This is a genomic window from Aquiflexum lacus, assembly GCF_015476655.1.
Taxonomy (GTDB): domain Bacteria; phylum Bacteroidota; class Bacteroidia; order Cytophagales; family Cyclobacteriaceae; genus Aquiflexum; species Aquiflexum lacus.
In genome coordinates, this window is the sequence record NZ_JABFHF010000001.1 from 112,876 (window position 1) to 133,745 (window position 20,870).

The window sequence follows — 20,870 nt, forward strand, 5'->3', positions numbered from 1 at the left end:
CTAACGAGTAACACCTAAAGCCCATGCTTTTCTCCCATTTCCCTTATCAACTTATACCCACTTTCTGCCATTTCCCAAGGTTCAGAAAACTGTCTCCAAACCCCGATCGCATTGGCAAAATCAGGATCATTTCGGGTGAAGCCCTCAATGGTCAGCCAACCTTTGTACTTGATGGCAGCCAAAGCGGCAAAAGTTTCATCCCATGGGACATGGCCTGAACCAGGAGTTCCCCGATCATTTTCGCTGATATGAAAATGTGCCAAGCGTGGACCAATGCTTCGGATCGCGTCGCCCAATTTCTTCTCTTCCATATTGGCATGGTGGGTGTCAAACATGGCTTTGACATTTGGGTGATTGACGATTTTCAATAAATGGGAAAGCTGCTCCATGGTATTGCAGAGGTAGCATTCAAATCGGTTCAAGGCTTCTGGAGTCAACAGGATGCCTGCCTCTGCGGCATAATCTCCTGCCTGATGGAGGATTTCGGCACTGCGGGCATATTCGATTTCCTGTGGGGCAGCTTTCGAAAAAGTAGCAAAGGCAGAATGAAAAGGCCCACAAAGCACTTGGGAACCCAAGTCATGGGACCGGTCTATGATCCATTTGATTTTTTCCAAACCTTTTTGCCGGATGGCTTGGTCTGAGCTGACTAGATTTTCTTCCGGGCTTAGCACACAAACAGTGGTGACTTCAAGACCTATATTCTTGCAATGTTCTCCGATTCGCTTGTAAGCCGGAACATCATCCGAGCCGACAAAAAACTCAGCTCCATCATAGCCGATTTTCTTCAATCTGTCCAGAATAGGTTTGAGTTCATCCGACATATTTGCCGACCAAGCTAATACATTAAATCCGATTTTGTTCATGGTTGTTTTTGTTTTTAATCACATACAATTGATTGGAGAATTGAGTTAAAAACTCAATACTCAGGAATCCGAAGTTACAAACTTCGGATAACTTGTCTCATCCGCCTCGGCGGACAAGTCGTCTCACGTCTCATGTCTCACGTCTTAAATCTATTTTACCTGAAATCCCCCACCTTCATCCCTTTCCTAAATGTCCCAAACCCAAACATAGATGGTTCGTATTTTCCTACAATGGAGACATCCATGTCAGGTGTAATTTTATCAGGCATATCAAGGCCCCAGAATACCGCATTTACGATAAGTCTTCTCAGATCTGCGCTTTGCAAATCCACAGAAGCGCCCATCGTAGTCGTGAATACTTTGCCTTTTTTACCTCCCTCAACCTGATAGTCTTTTGTCCAGGCCATGGGCATCACGGATTTTTCCCAATTTACAGGGGCATCAGCGGTCATTCCTGAGGTAGGAACCCCGTACACCAGCACATGCGCTTCTGGAACAAGATTTTTTACAGTATATACATCTGAGGCTACCCAAATGTCTTTCACTCCTTTTAAGATAGGATGGTCTTCTTGTTGGGGTATTCCGCTGATAAGTCCCCTTGCCCCTTCTTTGCCATGGTCGCCATGATGGGCAACCCAGGTTTCCCCCAAGATTTGCCTTCCGAATCCTCCTTCCCATCCTTGGGTTTTGTTTCTCCAATCATATTTGGCGTAGGGACTGTTTTTGTTTTTTTCATAATGAAATCCATGGGTGGCAGTTCTCAATCCAATGATTGGTTTTCCGGCCAATATGTAATCATGAAAATGCTTGGTCTGCTCATCAGGTAATTCCCGAAAGCGGGTCAACATGATCATCAGGTCAGCTTTGGTCAAATGTTCCAAACCGGGGATGTTGTTTTGGAATGAGGGTACAATATTTCCTGTTTCAGGTTCGATCGGAAAAAGTACTGTGCAGGTAAAACCGTAATGCTGAGCGAGTAATTTCCCCAGCATGGGCATGCCTTCTTCGGAACGGTATTCGTCATCGCCGCTGACCAAGACAATATGCTTGCCTTTGCCGGGGCCCGATGACCCCTCAAAACGCAACCATGTTTTTCCTTCCTGGGCGTTTGTTAGGGAAATGAAAAAAACCAAAAATAAACATGTAAGAGAAAATTTGAAAAACGGAATGGTGGTTTTGATGACTTGTCGAAAGTGTTTGTGCATAGGTTTATTTGTTAAGAGAAAATTCACTCATTTTTTCATTCATCCAAAAGATACTTTGAAAGTGGATTTGAAAAAAGGGATTTTTGATAAGATTTGTAAAAAATGGAATTCGAGGACTGAAATGAAATTTTTTTATGTAAAACCTATCAAAAATATTAGGTTAAAAAGCGATTAAAAGTTTTGAGTTTTAAATTGAATTGATGAAATAAGTGAGATTTGAATTAATTTTTTGAGGGAATTATATTTCCGACTCATGGTATGCACACTTATCTTTAGTGCTAAAATGGTTTTGGGATTGTAGTATTTTAATTTCAGGCATGTTGTACTTATGATGTAGCCATTTTTCAAAGTGATGGAACAATCCTAAGTAGTTTTAGGGCTCGCGATCAATCTTCAATACACCCAATTCAAAAAACTTATGTCTGCAAGTCATCTAAAATTATTTTTTAGCCTCATCATGATTTATTTTTTGTTTTCGAATATGAATGTATCAGCACAGTTTGTGCCCATAGGCGATGGAGGTTATACCACAACATTTCCCGGTACTGATGCGGCGGGAAGGAACGGATTTCCTCCCGGTACGCCCCAACTCAGTGAGAACGCCATTGGCAAACCTGTTCCGACAAACGATTGGTGGTCCTTGTTGCTTCAAAGTAATCATGTAAGCAATCTGTTCAATTACCCGATGGCTCTAAAAACAAAGCCAGCTGGCTTGGTGGTCAGTTATATTCCTTGGGGTGTCTATGATGACCAGGAACCTATCGTGGTGGGATTAGCAGGATTGAATGCACAACGAGCTACAGTGGCGGACTATTCAGATTGGACGGTGACCATAGACTGGAATGATGGAGGCGAACATTTGCAGGTGACTTCCGGGGTGGCTATGCCATTTTTATATTTCAATAAAGAGACAGACGACAACCTTCAGATTACCGTCAACCTTGGGAATGCGACTATCTCAGGAGAAATGCTGATGATAGAAAACGCACGGAATGGAGCGGATTTTGTGTTTTATGCTCCTTCGGGAAGTACCTGGACCCAAAGCGGAAAAGTTTATTCATCCACATTGAATGGGAAAGATTATTGGTCTATGGCCATGTTGCCCCTGACCACAACCAATATTGCACAGGTTGCAGAATCCTATAAAAAATACGCTTATGTATTTCCTGCAAATACGACTGCTTCCTGGAATTTTGACGAAGCAACTTCTGTCATCAGGACAGAATTTGTAATTGAAAATGACATCAAAGAAGGGGAAGAAACAGCCCCCTTGATAGGATTATTACCCCATCAGTGGGACAATCTGGCGCCGGATTCACCTCGACCCGACCTCTTGAGTTACAGCTCGGTCAGGGGTGAAATCAAAACCATGGCAAGTACTTCCTTCAGCGTGGAAAATACATACTATGGTATTTTACCCACCCTTCCCTATCAGACCAATTATAGTGAGGGCTTTAGTGTAGCAGAGTTGGACCAAAAAGTAAAACAACTGGAAAATGACGGTCTGAGTACCTGGACTGATTCCTATAATGAGGGGCAGATGATGAATCGTCTGATTCAGACCGCAAGAATCGCCCACGAAATGGGGAATTTAGAATCCCGTGACAAGATGATTGCGACCATCAAAGAAAGATTGGAGGATTGGTTGACTGCCAAACCCGGACAGGTGGCATTCTTATTTTACTATAACAAAGATTGGTCAGCCATGCTTGGTTATCCGGCAGGACATGGTCAGGACACCAACCTGAATGACCACCATTTTCATTGGGGGTATTTTATCCATGCAGCAGCATTTTTGGAACAGTTTGAACCTGGTTGGGCTGAAGGTTGGGGAGAAATGGTCAATCTCTTAGTACGGGATGCCGCTTCACCGGACCGGAGTGATGCGATGTTTCCGTTTCTGAGAAATTTCAGTCCTTATGCGGGGCATTGTTGGGCCAATGGATTTGCAAGTTTCCCACAGGGAAATGATCAGGAATCCACTTCAGAAAGTATGCAGTTCAATTCCTCCTTGATACATTGGGGGACCATCACAGGCAATAAAGAAATCAGGGACTTGGGAATTTATCTCTATACTACGGAGCAGACGGCCATTGAAGAATATTGGTTTGATATCCATGAGCGAAATTTTGGACCTATACAGCAGTACAGTTTGGTTTCTCGGGTATGGGGCAATTCCTACGACAACGGAACTTTTTGGACCAATGATATTGCTGCATCTTATGGCATAGAGCTCTATCCGATTCATGGGGGTTCTCTTTATCTCGGACATCATCAGGATTATGCTACCAAGCTTTGGAATGAAATAGCTGCTAATACTGGGATTTTAAGAAATGAGGCAAATGATAATCTTTGGCATGACCTGATGTGGAAGTATCTGGCTTTTACAGATCCTCAGAAAGCGATTGATCTTTATGACAGTTATCCCAATCGAAACCTAAAATTCGGAGTGTCAGATGCCCAAACTTACTATTGGCTTCATGCGATGAATGCCATGGGTAAAGTGGATGTTTCTATTACCTCAAATTACCCTACGGCCGCTGTGTTTATCAAAGATGGAGTGAGGACCTATGTGGTCAATAACTATGAAAAAAGCCCGATCACGGTACTGTTTTCGGATGGCACTACCCTGGAAGCTCCGGCCCGCACCATGGTCACAAACTATGATGTGGACATAGAAAGTGAACTTTCAGTCAGTTTTAATCAAGCCTATGTCAATGGCAGCGTGGACCTGAGTTTGAATGTAGAAAAAGGTACCCCCACAAAAGTTGAATTTTTTAGAGGTACTGAAAAGATCGGAGAACTGACCGAAGAACCCTATAATTTCAAAGCAGCCCAACTTCCATTGGGAGTGCATGATTTTTATGCGAAGGTTTTTGAAGGTGAAAAATTGGGAGTCTCCAATATCGTTTCCGTAGTAGTAGGAGACCAAGTTCCTTATTTGGGGACAGCTTGGGCAATTCCGGGAGTTATCGAAGCTGGAAATTATGATGTTTTTGAAGGAGGCAAAGGACAGGGAATTTCCTATTCGGATGTTTCGGTCAACAATGAGGGAGATTACAGGAAAGAAGAAAGTGTAGATGCAGCATTTGTCACAGGAGAAGGGGCCACCATAGGATGGATTGTAAGTGGGGAATGGGTAGAATACACAGTCAATGTCGAAAAAGCAGGACTGCAAAAAATGGAATTCCGCTATGCTTCCGGAAATGCAAGTGGTGGAGGCCCATTCTGGCTTGAACTAAACGGCAAGAAAATCACGGATAACATTTCTGTTGGCACCACAGGTGGTTGGGATAAATGGAGAACGCAGACTGTAGAGGGAATCCCTTTTGTAGGAGGTGAAAATATCTTAAGGATATCCTTTGGAAATGGAGAGCTAAACTTTGGAAAAATGACCTTTACTTATGAAGGAGAATTGCCATACAGTCAGCCGACTGCCAGTGCCGGAAATAACATTGTAGTTATTTTGCCGGAAGCAACCACAACTTTAACGGGGTCTGGTTCAGATCCTGATGGTGGTGAACTGACCTACTTTTGGATACAGGAATACGGACCCAGTGTGGCGACGATAAATGATCCCAATGCTTCAAGCACTCTTATCAGTGGGTTAACAGAGGGTATATATAGTTTTAGTTTGACAGTAAGTAATGGGGAATACGAGGATTCTGACCAGGTTTTGGTGATTGTGAGCAATGATGCAAACATTCCGCCTGTTGTGGCCATAAGTTCGCCATCCAATAATCAGGAGTTTATTCAAGGAAGGCCGATTGATATTGTGGCCATAGCCAAGGACCTTGATGGTTCGGTAGATCAGGTAGAATTTTTCGCAGGAGAAAACAGCATCGGTACAGCTACTTTTGAACCATGGAAAGTGAGTTGGTCAGGTAGTGTTGGCCAGCATCAGTTAACGGCAATTGCCAAAGACAATGATGGAAATATGGCTACTTCTGCACCCGTAACTATTCGGTTTACTGAAGCGCCTTCCTGCAGCGGAATTTCCGAAAATGGAGATTTCAGGTATGAATTTTCAGATGATGCCAGTAATCCTACGCTGACCTTTATCCCTACGATTTCCGGAATGGGGAATCAGGTTTTGATACTTTATTACGGAACATCGGCGAATGGGAATTTTCCTGGATATGGGGTAAGACCAAATGTACCGTTTAGGATAAATGCTCCTGAGGGAAGCACAGTGTATTTTTATTATACTTATTCCCATCCAACACAAGGAGAAAAAAACAATTCTGGCCAGAGGATTTCTTATGTGGTGGGCACCTGTCAGGGTACTGATGATGGTAATGGTGGAGGTTCCGGAGGAGGTCCGGTAATTGATTTTCCTATGACTTTTGAGGAAGATTTTGCTTGGAATAGCCTGATTACGAATTTTGATGGAGGAGATCTATCGGTCATCAATAACCCCGATAAGAATATAAACCAAAGCCCTAAAGTGGCAAAGATGGTAAAGAATGCAGGGCAGATTTGGGGTGGGGCCTTTATTACCAAGACCTCAGCGATTGATTTCTCTAAGGGTACAGACTTTACAGTTTCGGTATGGGCACCAAGAGTCAACACCCCAATGTTGCTGAAATTTGAGAATGAGTTTGATGGAGGACAGGCATTCGAAAAAGAAGTGACAATTCCTGAATCAAAAAAATGGGTGGATATCACTTTTGATATGAGCGGTTTCAATCCTTCAATCAGCTATAAAAAAATAGTGGTGATTTTCGATCTGGGTAATGTTGGGAATGGTTCTGCAGATTATACTTGGTATTTTGATAATATCCGGCAGGGAGAAATTGCTCAAGTCCAACTCGAACAGGTAATTACTTTTGGGGAGATTGAAGCCAAAACCATGGGAGATGCTCCATTTACATTGACAGCTGCAACTGATTCCGGTTTGGAAGTTTCTTTTGAGAGCGAAAATGATCACTTAGGTATCGAGGCTAACCTGGTTACGCTTTTGAAGCCGGGAAGGGCAGCCATCATCGCAAGTCAAAACGGAAATGATCAATACCTTCCTGCGGTATCGATCAGCAGAGTGTTTTGTGTCAATCCATCGAAACCAACCATAAATATGACCGGAGTAGGAAGTAGTTCGGTGATTTTATCGTCAAGCTCTTCTGAGGGTAACCAATGGTTTCTCGATGGTGAATTGATTGCGGATGCTACAGGGGAAAGTTTAGAAGTATCCTCTTTCGGAACCTTCTCTGTACAGGTAAACATTGATGATTGCATCAGTGAAATTTCTGACGAGATCACACTTGTGGTGAACAGTACAGGGATGGAAATCGGCGGAGATGTAATCATCTACCCAAATCCGGCCGACAATCACCTTTTTATTAAAGGAATCAGTGGGGCGATCAGATCTGCAGATTTGGTGGACATGGCAGGGAGGGCTCATACAATTGAATTTGAAGAGTTTTCGGAGGGATACAGAATGGATATTTCAAATTTGCCTTCCGGGGTTTACATGATCAGATTATTTCAGGGAAATAAGCAATCTATTCACAAAATCCTTAAAAAGTATTGAAGGTTTGATTTAATTTAGGGTTATCGGGAGTGGTTGAACTGATAAATTATTTTGGCCGATTTCAAAATTCTTAAATCATAGGATAGTAGGTTCCTCTGTTTTTTGTATATTTTGAAATCCATCAAACCCTAAATAAACCATGAAATTCCTATCAGCACTTTGTTTGTTTTTTGTAATTGGTTTTTCAATTGCCCAAACTCCCCTAACCTTTGAAGAACCTGTCAAACAAAGGGTTTTTGTCTTAACCGATATTACCAACGAACCGGATGACCAACAGTCCATGGTTCGTTTTCTGGTCTATGCCAATGAGTATGACATCGAGGGAATTGTGGCGACCACTTCCACCCATCTCAGAAATCAAACCCGAAAGGATAAAATCGAAGAGCTGATAAAAAATTACGGAAAGGTAAAAGCCAATCTGGACAAACATGCTGATGGGTTTCCGAGCATGGATGATCTGTTGGGGGTGACTTCGGAACATTTGCCATTGTACAGTATGGATGGGGTAGGGGAAGGGAAAGATTCTCCCGGTTCTGAAATGCTGATCAAGGCCGTGGATAGAGATGATGATCGGCCGCTTTGGATTTCTGTTTGGGGAGGTGCCAATTGCCTCGCACAGGCCCTTTGGAAAGTGAAAAATACCAGATCAGAGGCAGAGGTGAAAAAGTTTGTAGACAAGTTAAGAATCTATACCATTTCCGACCAGGATTTTGCAGGGCCTTGGGTCAGGCATAATTTCCCTGGTATTTTCTATATCGTGGATGCAAGTGCCGGGGACAATTCGCGGGAATATTACAAAGCGACTTGGACAGGGATAGCTGGAGACAGGTGGTATAAAAATGCGCCGATAGTGGATTTTGACTTGGTGGACAATCCTTGGTTGATGGAAAATATTCGGGACAATCATGGTCCTTTGGGAGCCAATTACATTCCTTTGGAATATATCATGGAAGGGGATACTCCCTCGTTTTTAGGATTGATCAATAATGGTTTGGCATGGTACAAAAGTCCAGCTTATGGAGGTTGGGCAGGTAGGTATCAGCTATGGCAGTCTTATGGAGAAGTGGATAAAATATGGACTTCATCTATTGAGACCCAAGATGAAGTTACTTTGCCAGATGGAAGAAAAGAAGCTTCCAATCAGGCTACTATCTGGAGGTGGAGAAAAGCTTTCCAGCATGATTTTGCAGTAAGAATGGACTGGAATGTTGCCCAAACTTACAAAGGTGCTAACCACAATCCCATCATCATGCTGAACGGAAATGAGGGGAAAGCATTGGCCAAAGCTAAAGTCGAAGCAGGGAAGACTGTTCGCTTATCAGCTAAAGGCACCTTTGACCCTGATGGTGATCAGGTCAAATATCATTGGTGGATATACAAAGAAATTGGGGGATTCAATGGGCAACTGGAATTCTTCAATCCCTATGCAGATGAACAAAGTTTTGAAATGCCAAAATTGAATGAGGGACAATTCCTGCATATTATTTTGGAGGTACAGGATAGTGGTGAACCGAGTCTCTACAGTTACCGAAGAATCATCCTTAGCAATAATTAATTTTCACAAAACTGAAATATGGGTCAAGATAACCTTCCTACATCAGGGCGTTTGATTTCCTTGGACGCTTACAGAGGGCTGACTATGTTTTTGCTGATTGCTGAAGCGGCAATGGTTTATCATACTTTTTTGAATGCCTTTTCTACTGAAAGTTTTTGGCATACTTTCTTTACCCAGTTCACCCATCATCCCTGGAATGGGCTAAGATTTTGGGATTTGATTCAGCCGTTTTTTATGTTTATCGTCGGGGTGGCAATGCCCTTTTCACTCAATAAAAGGTTGGCAATTGCAGGAGACAGGGGGAAAGTGACGAAGCATATTTTGAGACGCTGCTTTTTACTTTTTCTTTTCGGCACCGGCTTACATTGCGTGTACAATCAGAAATTGGTCTTTGAGCTTTGGAATGTGTTGACCCAACTTTCATTTACCATCCTGCTTACCTACTTCTTGATCAGACAGCCCTTCAAAATCCAATTGGCAGTATCATTGGGGTTGTTGATCCTAACTGAAATGTTTTACCGTGTCTATGCCCCGGGATCCCCTTTTGTGATGGGTGAGAATTTCGGTTCCTACACCGATATGTTGCTGATGGGGAAAATCAATAAGGGAGGCTGGGTAGCTATCAACTGCATTCCTACCGCAGCCCATACCCTGTGGGGTGCCATGTGCGGAAACCTGCTCATGTCCAAAAAGACAGATCAGGAAAAAATAAAAGTCCTGATCATTGCAGGATTTATCGGTTTGTTCGCAGGGTACGGATTGGACTTACTGGGAGTAACACCCATTATCAAAAGAATCAGTACCAGCTCATTTGTGTTGGCCTCAGGGGGATGGGCATTATTGGCCTTGGCATTCTTTTATTGGTTGTTGGATATGAAAAAACATCAATCCTTGGCCTTTGCTTTTATCGTGGTAGGCATGAATTCCATATTTATCTACTTGTTTGCGGAGGTGTTGGGTCACCGATGGTTATATGGATTTATTGAAATTTTCAGTGTTGGATTTTTGAAACCTATGGGCATTTCAGATGCCATATTGGGGATATTGACGGCATTGTTGACTTTGGGAGCAATGTGGTATTTGTGTTACTTTCTTTATAGAAAGAGGGTATTTTTTAAGATTTGAGAATTTCAATCCATTTAGAACCATTTGACTTAACTTTGTTTTAGGCATTACTTTCGATCTCTTAAGTTATTCAAGTCGATATCTAATTCTATACTACCTTTAAAAGTCACCAATCTTTTTCTCCTGATGACATTGATTTTTTCTTCTAATGCCTCTTTTATCAATTCGCTTATGGTTTTTGCATCTGAAAGTTTCATAGCCTCCTCAATCAGGGACTCAGGTATTTCTATATTGATTCTCATCTAAAATAAGTTTTGGTGTAAACTCACAAATTTTTTTACAATGGATTTTTTTCAACTTTGTTAAAGCAATAATTAACTAAATTAGTACTAGTTTTTTAAATTATAGGATACCAATGTTAATGTCAATTGCGAATTTCTTATTTCTTTATTAAATCGACTTACTAGGGTTGATTTATTTTTGGCTCAAGGAACAACAACATGCTTTAGATTTTTCAAGAAATGGGCTATATTCCATCATGAAACACTTGCTCGTTATGATTGCATTGTCATCTTTGACCTTTTTGGTCTCCGCCCAGACCACCTACCCCCTCTTCGGCAATGATCCCATCCCCAACTCCATTGATGTGCCTGATGAAGAAAACTCAGAAACTGATCAAAATGGAATTTTAAGAATCAGTAAAGTAACCAAGCCGACGCTGACGGCTTATCTTCCTGCTAAGGAAAATGCGACAGGTCAGGCAGTGATTATTTGTCCTGGTGGGGGTTATCGGATATTGGCGGCCGGTCATGAAGGTTCGGATGTGGCAGAGGAATTTGTCAAAAAGGGAATTGCGGCTTTTGTCCTGAAATACCGACTTCCCAACGATGAGACCATGATTGACAAAACCATTGGCCCATTACAGGATGCCCAACAGGCCATCTTAATGGTCAGGGAAAATGCCGATAAATGGAATATCAAAGCGGATCAGATCGGAATTATGGGTTTTTCTGCCGGTGGGCATTTGGCTTCTACTGCAGGCACTCATTACAACAACCAAACCATCCCCAATCCTAAGGGGACAAGCCTAAGACCTGATTTTATGATTTTGGTGTATCCAGTGATCAGTTTTGACCCTGAGATAGGTCACAGTGGTTCAGCCCAAAATCTGTTGGGTGAAAACCCTACACAGGCTTTAAGGGATTTTTATTCAAATGAAAAGCAGGTCAATTCCAATACTCCTCCGACCTATCTTGTCCACGCCAAAAATGATCCGGTGAGTGTACAGAATTCCTATGTTTTTGAAGAAGTTTTGAAGCATTTCAATATTCCTGTTTCGACTACTTATTTTGAAGAAGGCGGTCATGGATTTGGAATGATCAATCGTACTTCTGATGTAAAATGGATGGATGAGGTCGAGAAGTGGCTCAAAGCGATGATTGTTGATTAGATTTATTTAAATTTTCAAATAAGTTTATTGTGCTACCATGCTTTCAGAAGAAGAAAAAAAACGCATAGAACTTGTAGAAATTTATAAGTTTGAAGTTAAAGATAAGCTGGAATACCAAAAGGCCAGAAAATTTGGTTTAGGGATGGTATACTCATTTTTCAACAGCAAATTGGGACTTTGGGTATTATCGGCCATTTTTGTTTCAGGAGGGGTAAAGGTCTATGATGATTATAAGGTCAAGCAGGAAAATGAAAAAACCCGCGGTGAAATCATTGAGAAACTCAATAACGAAATCAGTTACAAATTTGACAGGGTGCTGGCATCTCTTAAACTGATTAAAGAAAAAGAACCCGAAGGAGTTTGGGATCAGGAATTTTCTACAATGGAAGAGGCCAAGAATTTTGCCTTAGGGATCAATAAGGATTCGGGAAAAGAGGAAAAATACCTTTATGAAGAGTTTAAAAATTGGAATTTGTTGGCATTGATGGTAGAACAAAAAAGACAGCTCCAGCATTTAGGGATCCAAGACACCGAACCCGAAGAGGTCATCCGGCAACTTCATGAAATGTCAAAAATTTTTGAGAATAGGCAGGTAAATTATGAAGAAATAAAATCTATACAGGAAATCATCAGAGATGACTTGATTTTGCCTCGATGGAAATCAAATAATTTGTTTTCTTATTAAGTTGGAATCAATCATCAATAAAAAGAAAATAAGTTTTAAAACTTGGAAAATAGATTTATAAAAAAATTTCCGCTCACAAGATGTTTGTTTCCCATGTTTTTTTATCCAATTTTAGATCTGATCTGATTGGAATTATGAATAGGTTTGTTTTTGGATTTATGGTTGCTGTGTTGGTTTTTGCTGGTTTTTGGCTTTGGTCCAACAAGCAGGACTCCAAAGAACAAATGCTTGAAAGCAGTTCCTTAATTCAGCAGCAAATCGAACAGGTTGGGAAATTGATTGTGACCGAAGGTTATTTTTCTCAGGTCTTTACCTATAAGAATTCCCAAAATTTGTTTTATAATCTGATGACTTCAGATAAGAAAGCCCTGGTGGTCGCCAATGCCAAAGTTACCGTGGAATATGACCTCCGTCAACTACAAACAGAAATTGATCAGGAAAATAAAACTGTAATCATCAAAAGAATACCTGAACCTGTCATCAACATCTATCCTGATATTGAGTATTATGATGTGACCCAGGATTATTTCAACAAATTTGGGGCAGCTGATTATAACAAAATCAAAAGTACCATCAATGCCAGGATCAGGGAAAAAGTGGACAAGTCCAATCTGTTGGAAAATTCTCAGGAAAGATTGATGAGTGAGCTGGCCAATATTTTTATTCTTACCAAATCATTGGGCTGGACCTTACAATACAATGAAATAATTGTTGAAAGTGAGGAACAGTTGCAAAATCTGAAAAGGTAGGGCCTCCGGAAAAGGGATTTTGAGTATATTGGTTTGAATTTTAACCAATATCCCCAATCCCCGATATGAATCTCTTCAAAAAAAACGCATTATTTCTTTTTTTGCTATCAGTTAGCATTTGCAATTTCTCTTTAGCCCAGATTCCAAGGCAATACCTTGATATTTCCGTTGCTCCTGACAGAACAGACTGGATTTACAAAACCGGTGAAAATGTGGAATTTTCCATTTCGGTCACCCAATCAGGAGTACCGGTACCTGTAGAGCATGTCAGATTCGCAGTAATGGAAGAAAAGATGGAACCTCTCAAAGAAGGTCCGCTTAGCTTGAAGGATGGTATAGCCAAAACCCAAAAATTCACGATGAAAAACCCGGGTTTTCTCAGGTGTGAAGTTTATGCCACCATTGACGGAAAGGAATACAAAGGTATCGGAACTGCAGCTTTTGAACCCGAAAAAATTAAGCCTACTGTTAAGATGCCAGCAGATTTCAAATCATTTTGGGACGATGCCAAATCGGAATTGGCAAAAATTCCAATGGATTATAAAATGACCCATTTGCCGGAAAAAAGCTCCCAACATCTAGATGTTTACCATGTTAGTTTTCAAAATATCCGAAATTCCAGAATTTACGGAATTTTAAGTGTTCCAAAAGGGGAAGGGAAGTTTCCGGCTATACTTAGTGTTCCCGGTGCAGGAATCAGACCTTATGGAGGAGATTTAGGAAAGTCCTTGAGAGGTGCTATTACGCTTCAGATCGGGATTCATGGGATACCGGTCGATATGCCTCAGGAAGTTTACAATAACCTGATGTCAGGAGCATTGAATGGATATTGGCATTTCAACAACTTCGATAAAGATTTATTCTATTACAAAAGAGTTTATTTGGGCTGTGTAAGGGCAGTGGATTTTTTGGTTTCCCTGCCACAATATGATGGGAAAAACCTGGCGGTACAAGGAGGAAGTCAGGGAGGGGCATTGGCCATTACTACAGCCGCATTGGATTCCAGGATCAAATATCTGGCTGCTGTTTATCCTGCATTGAGTGATATGACCGGATACCTGAATGGTAGGGCAGGTGGTTGGCCACATGTATTCGGACCTCAAAATCTAAAATATTACAACAAACCTGAAGTGATAGAAACTTTGGCCTATTATGATGTGGTCAATTTTGCAAGAGTCCTTCAGACCCCCGGTTTTTATACTTGGGGATTCAACGACGAAACATGTCCGCCTACTTCATACTACTCGGCCTATAATGAAATCAAAGCGCCTAAAGAAGTTTTTATCGTTCCGGAAACCGGACATTGGACTTATCCAGAACAAGGAAGGAAAATAGAAGATTGGTTGTTTGAGAAATTGGGGAAAAACTAAGTTTGCTTCTATCCTTTCAGGGAGGTAGTGGAAGTTTTCTAAAAATTGGCTAGAAGACGGAAGACCGAAGATTATTCTATAATTTGACAAATTATCCATTGGGCTTTCAGATTTTCTTGTATCTATTTGGATAATCGGATAATTAAAAAAGGATGGGAAATTTTCCCATCCTTTATTTTTTAAAAACAAGTTTGACAATTATTTATTGGGACTGTTTCATAACTCTAATGGTCTTGATACCGTGCAGTGTTCGGATATTGATAATGTAAAACCCTTTGTGCATTCTGGAGAAATCCAATTCAAGACGGCTTTCATCTGCAAACCAAGTTCTTGGTACAAAATGGGACCTGCCCATCGCATCAAGAATAACAAAGGAATTGTCAGAAGGCTCTTCTTCAACATAACCTTTTAAACTGATATTCAATTGGTCACTTACCGGGTTAGGATATGCTTTGATCTGACCTGAAGTACCATCTACCTCTAGTGTTGTAGACGTGTCTGAAATTGTCAAAACTGAATTTTCATTCATTTCCTCAGATAGAGTCCTAGCTGTATTTGCGTAGGTGGTTTTAAGTGGTCTGATAGCTATTGCCTGAGCAACCCAACTTTCACTTAATGAAGCAATAGCGCTCATATCACCAGTTGCCCCGGCATCCTCTTGAATAAAATACGCCATCATATTAGAGGTAAGTCCCTGCTGATTGTTTGGATCATCGTATACTTCAATGGTTCCGGCAGGAGAAGTCCAAGTAGCATTTTTCTTATTGGTGTAGAAGAGCATTACCAAGTTGTTGCAATCTTCTGTGGTAAGTGAAGGCGCTGTGGCAACCAGGGTTCTGCCTCCTGAATTCCCACTAAATGTAGCTATTGGTCCCTCAGGATGATTGATATCTGCACCGCTCACTCTGGTGATTCCCATTGTCCATTTTGGACTTTGATTGATTCGGAAACCATAAGTATCAGGTTCATCAATACTGGTTATCACTTTATAGAAAGTGGCCATAGCAACCTGGTTTCCTTCATTTACTCTCTGGATCAATACCCAATCTTTATCAAGAGGAGTAATTGATGGTGACTGTCCTTTTTCAAACATCAATCCTACTACCAATATATCGCCGATTTGCGTGTTAGCTGGTTTCTTTATCGTTGCAGGATTACTGGTGTTACCTGCCCCCATTGCGGTTTCAAATTCCCCGATTGTTGCAGCCTGATTGATACATCCGGTAACATCAAGAGTTCCAAATGTGGAATTTTCCAAATCTACAAAATAATTGGAAGGCGTAAACAAGGTGACTTCAGGTCGGACGCTATAGGTTCCAATGGCAATTGGTCCTGTACTAGGATAGGCTATTTCATCTTGGATGAGTGAATACTCGATTTTCTCTATAACCGAAGCCTGATCATCTTTAACTGTTACTTCATTTCCATTGCTGTCCAAGAATGTACTGCTATATGCAAAGCCTTCAAATTCAGAAGAATATACAGGGTCGGGGTCTCCAAAAGAAATTTCAACAGGATCAGCAGCAGTACTAACGGTCAGTGCTGTCGGAGTGATTTCAAGGCTTCCAGGTAAATAAGAAACATTCAGATTTCGTGAATCAAAGGTTCCAGGGATAATGAAGTTGCTTCCTACTTCCGTACTACTTACCAAGGTGATTGAGAAAAACTCTAAGTTGGCATCCGAATTCTCTTCAGTAGTCTCTCCAAAATCGTAATACTTGATGTTGTTAACTTCTACTTCATTTGCCTCAACTAAGTCACTTTCTTTGAAGATGATGAGCACATTGTCAAGTTCCTCAATATCCTCTTCGCCACTTTCTGCATTGATTAAGGTACGGCCATTGATGAGTGTTCTGCCATTGATTAAAGTGCGTGCGTTGATCAGGGTACGTCCATTGATGAGTGTACGTCCGTTGATCAGACTTCGTCCATTGATGAGCGTTCTGGCGTTAATGAGTGTCCTTGCATTGATTTCTGCACCGAGTAAATTCTGCTCATTGGGATTATCCAGGTAATCAATAAAAGAACCTAATGGAACATCAATGATAGAATTGATCAAAGACCTGCCATTAATGAGGGTTCGTCCATTGATTAGGGTTCGTCCATTGATAAGTGTTCGACCATTAATTAGTGTTCGCCCACTTACCATAAAGCTCAGATTTTCCAGTTCGCTGTTAATAAGAGTCCTGCCATTTGTGTCAAACAAGCCTAATGGAAGACTGTCGTCACCCTCTTGTTTTGCCTTTTCCAAAACCTCTTGGTAATCGTTTAGGATTGAAGCTTTTAAGCCATCCACGTCTAGGATTTTGGCAGCATCTTCAGGTGTAATTATGACTTCATATTGGATGGCATCGCTAATGGATTCACCATATTCCAAGGAAGCATCTCCGGTTAGATCAATTGGTTTAATGGTAACAGGCAAAGTTCTCACAGTAATGATACCTGGACCGTAATTGCCAAAAGCGTCATTGGTTCCATCATAGAAAAGACTTCCATCTTCCTGCAATACTCCCACATAATTGTAGAAATCCGAGAAAGCAAAACCTGTCTGAGGATGCGAGGCTGTTATCACATAAGTACCTACTTCGGCCAAGTCACCACTGATTGGACTGGAAAGTGTAAGTGGAAGCAATGAACTACCATCAGGTATCGGTCCTAAAGTAAGCCCTACATCTTCAAGTTTAAGTTCGCTTCGTACCCAATCATTGTCAGTTCTTTCAAATACACTTGCAGTAAAAGGCTGCAGAATATGTCCATATTTGTTGGTCATATCATCTGCACGGATTGCAATGGTTTTCTTTACGATGTCATAGAAAAATATCGGTCCAGAAGATCCACCATCCAACTCACTATCTGAGATAGCATTATTAACAACGGTGATTCCCGGATTTCCAACAAATGGAGGAATGGTTACCTCAAGGTATAACGAATCAGGATTAAATGTTGAAGAAATCGGTTCGTCACGGAATAACACTTCAGAACCTTCGTAAAAACCAGAACCGCGAATGATCAGCGTAAAGCTAATATTTCCTACAATCCCACCTTGTACTGCTGCATTTGTTGTATCCAATCGTATGATATTAGGATTTGGTGTGGCCAACGTAAGTAATGCCCTGTCAGCACGGACAAGTCCAGAACCGGATTTGATATCATATCCTGGTTCATGCATATCCTGTGCGGTAGTTTTTAATACTCTTCGGATATCGTCCGATAAGGTTGAACCGGGAGCTTCCCAACCTGCAGGTGTTGTTTCTGGGTAATATTTTTTCCTTGCCTGTTTTATCAATCCTGCAATAGCAGCGACATGTGGTGCGGCTGCTGAGGTACCAAAGAAATTCGGGAATTTGTCACCTTCTATATCCGGTGCACCAAAGTTCACCGTGGTGTTTACGCCATTTGGTCCTGTAAAGTCAGGTTTATCTCTAACCACACCATTGGTAAGCGTCCCACCCCTTGAAGAAAATGAAGCAACAGTGAACGGAACCGTTTCACTTGGAACTAATTTAGGATCAAATCCAAAAACAGAGGTGTTTGCGTAAAGTACTGCGCCAACAGACATTGCCCCCACAGCATTGGCGTGGCCTACAATGGTGGACTTATTTATGGCATCCGGGTCATCCGGGTCAATATTCTGATCAAGTTCACCTCTGAATATCACATATTTGAACTTAATACCCTTATTGGAGTCAAGGTCAGTACAACTCTCACATTCCCTTGCAATCACAAGATCAACAGTAGTTGATTCTGTTATGGTGAAAGAAAGGATTTCTATAGGGTCTCCATTTGAATTATTTCGGTTGAATCCAAATAAAGGGGCACCAAAGTCTTTAAGGTATATATCCAAATCATATTCACTGCCCGTCTGATCAAAAGAATAAAGAGGATCATCCCATTGAAGGGCAATCATATAGACAGCTGGACCATTTTGGCCTGGGTAAACGTTAATGGATTGGGTAGTTTTACCATCACTAAATTGATGAACTCTGCCTCCGTTTGTCCATTCTCCACTATTTAGCGGTAAGCCAATAGTATTGGTGTTAACAGGATTAAATACTCCTTCAAAGGATTTTGTTCCAAAATTTCCAGCAGAAGTAAAATATGAAACCCCATTGGCTGCAACATCATTGACTGCCTTAGCGACTCTTCCATCACTAAAGAAGGGTTCTGTTACATATGTAATATCATCAACTATGATATCACTACCTTCAGCTGCCAAGTCTCTGATACCCTGTGCAAAATCTCCCGCTGTAATCACGCCTGTCCTGAATCCAAGTTTTGCTCCTGGCGCTACATCATGTATAATCTGCAACATGGCACGACCCTCATCCGTACCTATTCCAAATCGGCTTGGCAGGTCCCTAAGGAAATATAAGCTATTAGGCAAATCGCCGTTTTGAATGTCTGTAGCCAATGTATTTACACCTGCATCATTACGTGTTGCATAACTATCTGAAAGCACACCGATTTTAATCCCTGTTCCGTCTATAGTCTGGTCTCCTTCAAAATGAGAATATCCAGCTCTTACAAGGTTGGAACGCATAACCCGGTCACCTTGAGTAGTTGTTGCTCCTTTATTGGGAACACCCGGGATTGCTGGTCGTACGTAATTAAATATTTTAAAATAATCGTTGAGTATCAAAAGGTTTTCTATAGGGATAAAACCTGCTATAATCAATGAATTTGGATCCTGTTTTAATTCTTCTTCATTTGGTGCTGTAAATCCCAAGCTTTCCAGAATTAACTTAGCTTCTGTAAACTTTTCTTTGAAATAAATTACCTCGATCAAAACCTCATTTCCGAAGATGTAGAAAACTTCGTTGGATTCAACAGTTTGACCTTGCCTGAAAATTGCGTTCAAAGCTTTTAACTCGGAACCGATGGGTTCATACACTTTTCCTTGTGAGCAGATGCCAAATTTCTGACGATCATTTACTATTATATCGAATGTTTCGGTATTGCCACAACCTCCTGCTGCTGTGACCTCTATCTTTTCACCGTTTGTTACAAGAATTTCACCTGGATTTTCAATTATATTTCCATTGCGTTTGAAAATCAAATCCCCAAAACTGACATCGACAAAATCAAATAAATTCGCAATGGCAGTATTTCCACCATTCTCTATACTGCAGAGAACGGCGTCCACAACCGATAAGGATGGTGGAGTGTTGACAACAACATCAAGGTTACAGGATGTAGGTTCACATGCGCCCACATTGTCAATATCTACTGATACATTTCCTGAACCAGTCCATTTCACTGTTATTGAATTAGTGCCTTGACCTGAAGTTATTTCTCCACCTTCAGTTACTACCCAAGTATAGCCATCTGATCCCGGAGGTACTGAATAGGATGTAACTTCTCCAGGACAGACCTCTTTTTTCCCCTTGATTATACACTCAGTATCAAAGTCGATAACTTCGGAGGCAGCCTGTACAGATCTGTCTTGGCTTCCTACTGATTTTCCATTTATTGAAATTACACGGGTATGATAGGGAGAACCGTTGATACTGGAAGCAGAATTGCCTTCACCCCAATCTTGCGCTTTGGCAATATGACCACCCCAAGCGAGTACTACTGTATTATTTGGTCCATTACTCCCGCCAGTAGTAAAGGAAATGCTTAATCTTGTTATTGCGCTGGTTGCTGTAATATCGTCTTGCTGTACATATTTTATTTCACCTAGAGTGCCACCATAGATGGCTATTTTTTTTTCATCGTCCGAAAGTTGATTAAAACTGTTGGAAGGCTGTGGTATTCCATTCGGTGTTGGTATTACTCGAAAACTTGGAAGCCCCTCACTAGGGATAACATTCTCACAGATTCTATCGAAACTTGTGATGTAGTCGATAGCACTTTTGTCATTGGTACGGGTATCCCATTCAATTTCTACTGTATGGTCCCCAGCTCGTAATCTGGAAATGGTCATGCGGTATGGAATGGATTGCCCTTCAAAGAAATGGCTATTGCTTGAATTGGAATTTCCAGTTGCCCAGTTCACAGGGTTTACGGGGTCTTGATCAATACCACCGTTTTGACCTTGTTCAAGCTTGACGTTCTGCGCAAAAGTTGGATTTAGTGCAAGTAGCCAAATCATAATTAGCCATTTGCCTATTGAAAAGAGATTTTTCATTGGTGGATTTTTTAACAATGTTGAGATGTTACGAATCTTGTTCATAAACTAGAAATAAAATAATATTTCACGCTACTTAGAAATTTTGAAAACTATCTTTTAAAAAATAAAATGCAGTTTTCAAGTAGTAAAAACACTTTTCTAATATATAAAATGATTTTTAATATCCAATGAAAATCAAGTTGTCAGGATTTGAAAATGGGGAAAAATTATGTCAAAAAAGGAGATATCAAGCTGTTATTTTTTTTATTAAGCAATAGGTCTA

11 protein-coding genes are annotated in these 20,870 nt (G+C 41.0%); 7 read left to right on the forward strand and 4 right to left on the reverse strand.

Features of this window, described 5'->3' with window-relative positions; genetic code table 11:
* Positions 1 to 14 precede the first annotated feature (14 nt).
* Both HMJ38_RS00460 and HMJ38_RS00465 read right to left on the reverse strand, forming a co-directional pair.
* Entirely contained in the window at positions 15 to 866 is an 852-nt protein-coding gene (locus tag HMJ38_RS00460) for a sugar phosphate isomerase/epimerase family protein (protein WP_194972408.1), read from the reverse strand.
* Between the two features lie 155 nt (positions 867 to 1,021).
* Positions 1,022 to 2,071: a ThuA domain-containing protein gene (locus HMJ38_RS00465; protein ID WP_194972409.1), complete on the reverse strand. Its 1,050-nt coding sequence runs from the start codon at positions 2,069 to 2,071 to the stop codon at positions 1,022 to 1,024.
* A 481-nt stretch (positions 2,072 to 2,552) separates the two neighbouring features.
* On the opposite strand from HMJ38_RS00465, the gene HMJ38_RS00470 reads away from it, so the two are divergent.
* The 3 genes from HMJ38_RS00470 to HMJ38_RS00480 all read left to right on the forward strand — a co-directional run bounded on the left by HMJ38_RS00470 (position 2,553) and on the right by HMJ38_RS00480 (position 10,281).
* Positions 2,553 to 7,601, forward strand: coding sequence for a glycosyl hydrolase (locus HMJ38_RS00470; protein ID WP_228779810.1), 5,049 nt, complete (start codon positions 2,553 to 2,555; stop codon positions 7,599 to 7,601).
* Between the two features lie 139 nt (positions 7,602 to 7,740).
* The gene (locus HMJ38_RS00475; RefSeq protein ID WP_194972411.1) at positions 7,741 to 9,156 is read left to right on the forward strand and encodes a DUF1593 domain-containing protein; all 1,416 of its coding nucleotides are present in this window, start codon (positions 7,741 to 7,743) and stop codon (positions 9,154 to 9,156) included.
* An 18-nt stretch (positions 9,157 to 9,174) separates the two neighbouring features.
* Positions 9,175 to 10,281 carry an acyltransferase family protein gene (locus HMJ38_RS00480; RefSeq protein ID WP_194972412.1) on the forward strand — a complete coding sequence of 369 codons (1,107 nt, stop codon included), beginning with the start codon at positions 9,175 to 9,177 and terminating at the stop codon, positions 10,279 to 10,281.
* A gap of 47 nt (positions 10,282 to 10,328) precedes the next feature.
* Here the strand turns inward: HMJ38_RS00480 and HMJ38_RS00485 are convergent, their stop codons facing one another.
* A complete protein-coding gene (locus tag HMJ38_RS00485) occupies positions 10,329 to 10,523 on the reverse strand; it encodes a type II toxin-antitoxin system VapB family antitoxin (protein ID WP_194972413.1) in 195 nt (64 codons plus the stop codon).
* 236 nt (positions 10,524 to 10,759) lie between these two features.
* Between HMJ38_RS00485 and HMJ38_RS00490 the strand changes: the two genes are divergently transcribed.
* The 4 genes from HMJ38_RS00490 (at position 10,760) to HMJ38_RS00505 (ending at position 14,475) form a co-directional block, all read left to right on the forward strand.
* The gene (locus HMJ38_RS00490) at positions 10,760 to 11,671 is read left to right on the forward strand and encodes an alpha/beta hydrolase (protein WP_194972414.1); all 912 of its coding nucleotides are present in this window, start codon (positions 10,760 to 10,762) and stop codon (positions 11,669 to 11,671) included.
* Between the two features lie 37 nt (positions 11,672 to 11,708).
* On the forward strand, positions 11,709 to 12,356 hold the full coding sequence (locus HMJ38_RS00495) for a hypothetical protein (RefSeq protein WP_194972415.1): 648 nt from the start codon (positions 11,709 to 11,711) through the stop codon (positions 12,354 to 12,356).
* Positions 12,357 to 12,490: 134 nt separating this feature from the next.
* On the forward strand, positions 12,491 to 13,105 hold the full coding sequence (locus HMJ38_RS00500; RefSeq protein WP_194972416.1) for a DUF4230 domain-containing protein: 615 nt from the start codon (positions 12,491 to 12,493) through the stop codon (positions 13,103 to 13,105).
* Positions 13,106 to 13,170: 65 nt separating this feature from the next.
* The gene (locus tag HMJ38_RS00505) at positions 13,171 to 14,475 is read left to right on the forward strand and encodes an acetylxylan esterase (protein ID WP_194972417.1); all 1,305 of its coding nucleotides are present in this window, start codon (positions 13,171 to 13,173) and stop codon (positions 14,473 to 14,475) included.
* Between the two features lie 202 nt (positions 14,476 to 14,677).
* Here HMJ38_RS00505 and HMJ38_RS00510 read toward each other — a convergent pair whose 3' ends face one another.
* Complete coding sequence (locus HMJ38_RS00510; protein ID WP_194972418.1) at positions 14,678 to 20,605, reverse strand: S8 family serine peptidase; 5,928 nt, start codon at positions 20,603 to 20,605, stop codon at positions 14,678 to 14,680.
* Positions 20,606 to 20,870: the final 265 nt, after the last annotated feature.

Excerpts from the sequence above, each read along its gene's own strand:
- HMJ38_RS00460 (WP_194972408.1), bottom strand. The coding sequence starts at position 866 with ATGAACAAAATCGGATTTAATGTATTAGCTTGGTCGGCAAATATGTCG.
- HMJ38_RS00465 (WP_194972409.1), bottom strand. The coding sequence starts at position 2,071 with ATGCACAAACACTTTCGACAAGTCATCAAAACCACCATTCCGTTTTTC.
- HMJ38_RS00470 (WP_228779810.1), top strand. The coding sequence starts at position 2,553 with ATGAATGTATCAGCACAGTTTGTGCCCATAGGCGATGGAGGTTATACC.
- HMJ38_RS00475 (WP_194972411.1), top strand. The coding sequence starts at position 7,741 with ATGAAATTCCTATCAGCACTTTGTTTGTTTTTTGTAATTGGTTTTTCA.
- HMJ38_RS00480 (WP_194972412.1), top strand. The coding sequence starts at position 9,175 with ATGGGTCAAGATAACCTTCCTACATCAGGGCGTTTGATTTCCTTGGAC.
- HMJ38_RS00485 (WP_194972413.1), bottom strand. The coding sequence starts at position 10,523 with ATGAGAATCAATATAGAAATACCTGAGTCCCTGATTGAGGAGGCTATG.
- HMJ38_RS00490 (WP_194972414.1), top strand. The coding sequence starts at position 10,760 with ATGAAACACTTGCTCGTTATGATTGCATTGTCATCTTTGACCTTTTTG.
- HMJ38_RS00495 (WP_194972415.1), top strand. The coding sequence starts at position 11,709 with ATGCTTTCAGAAGAAGAAAAAAAACGCATAGAACTTGTAGAAATTTAT.
- HMJ38_RS00500 (WP_194972416.1), top strand. The coding sequence starts at position 12,491 with ATGAATAGGTTTGTTTTTGGATTTATGGTTGCTGTGTTGGTTTTTGCT.
- HMJ38_RS00505 (WP_194972417.1), top strand. The coding sequence starts at position 13,171 with ATGAATCTCTTCAAAAAAAACGCATTATTTCTTTTTTTGCTATCAGTT.
- HMJ38_RS00510 (WP_194972418.1), bottom strand. The coding sequence starts at position 20,605 with ATGAAAAATCTCTTTTCAATAGGCAAATGGCTAATTATGATTTGGCTA.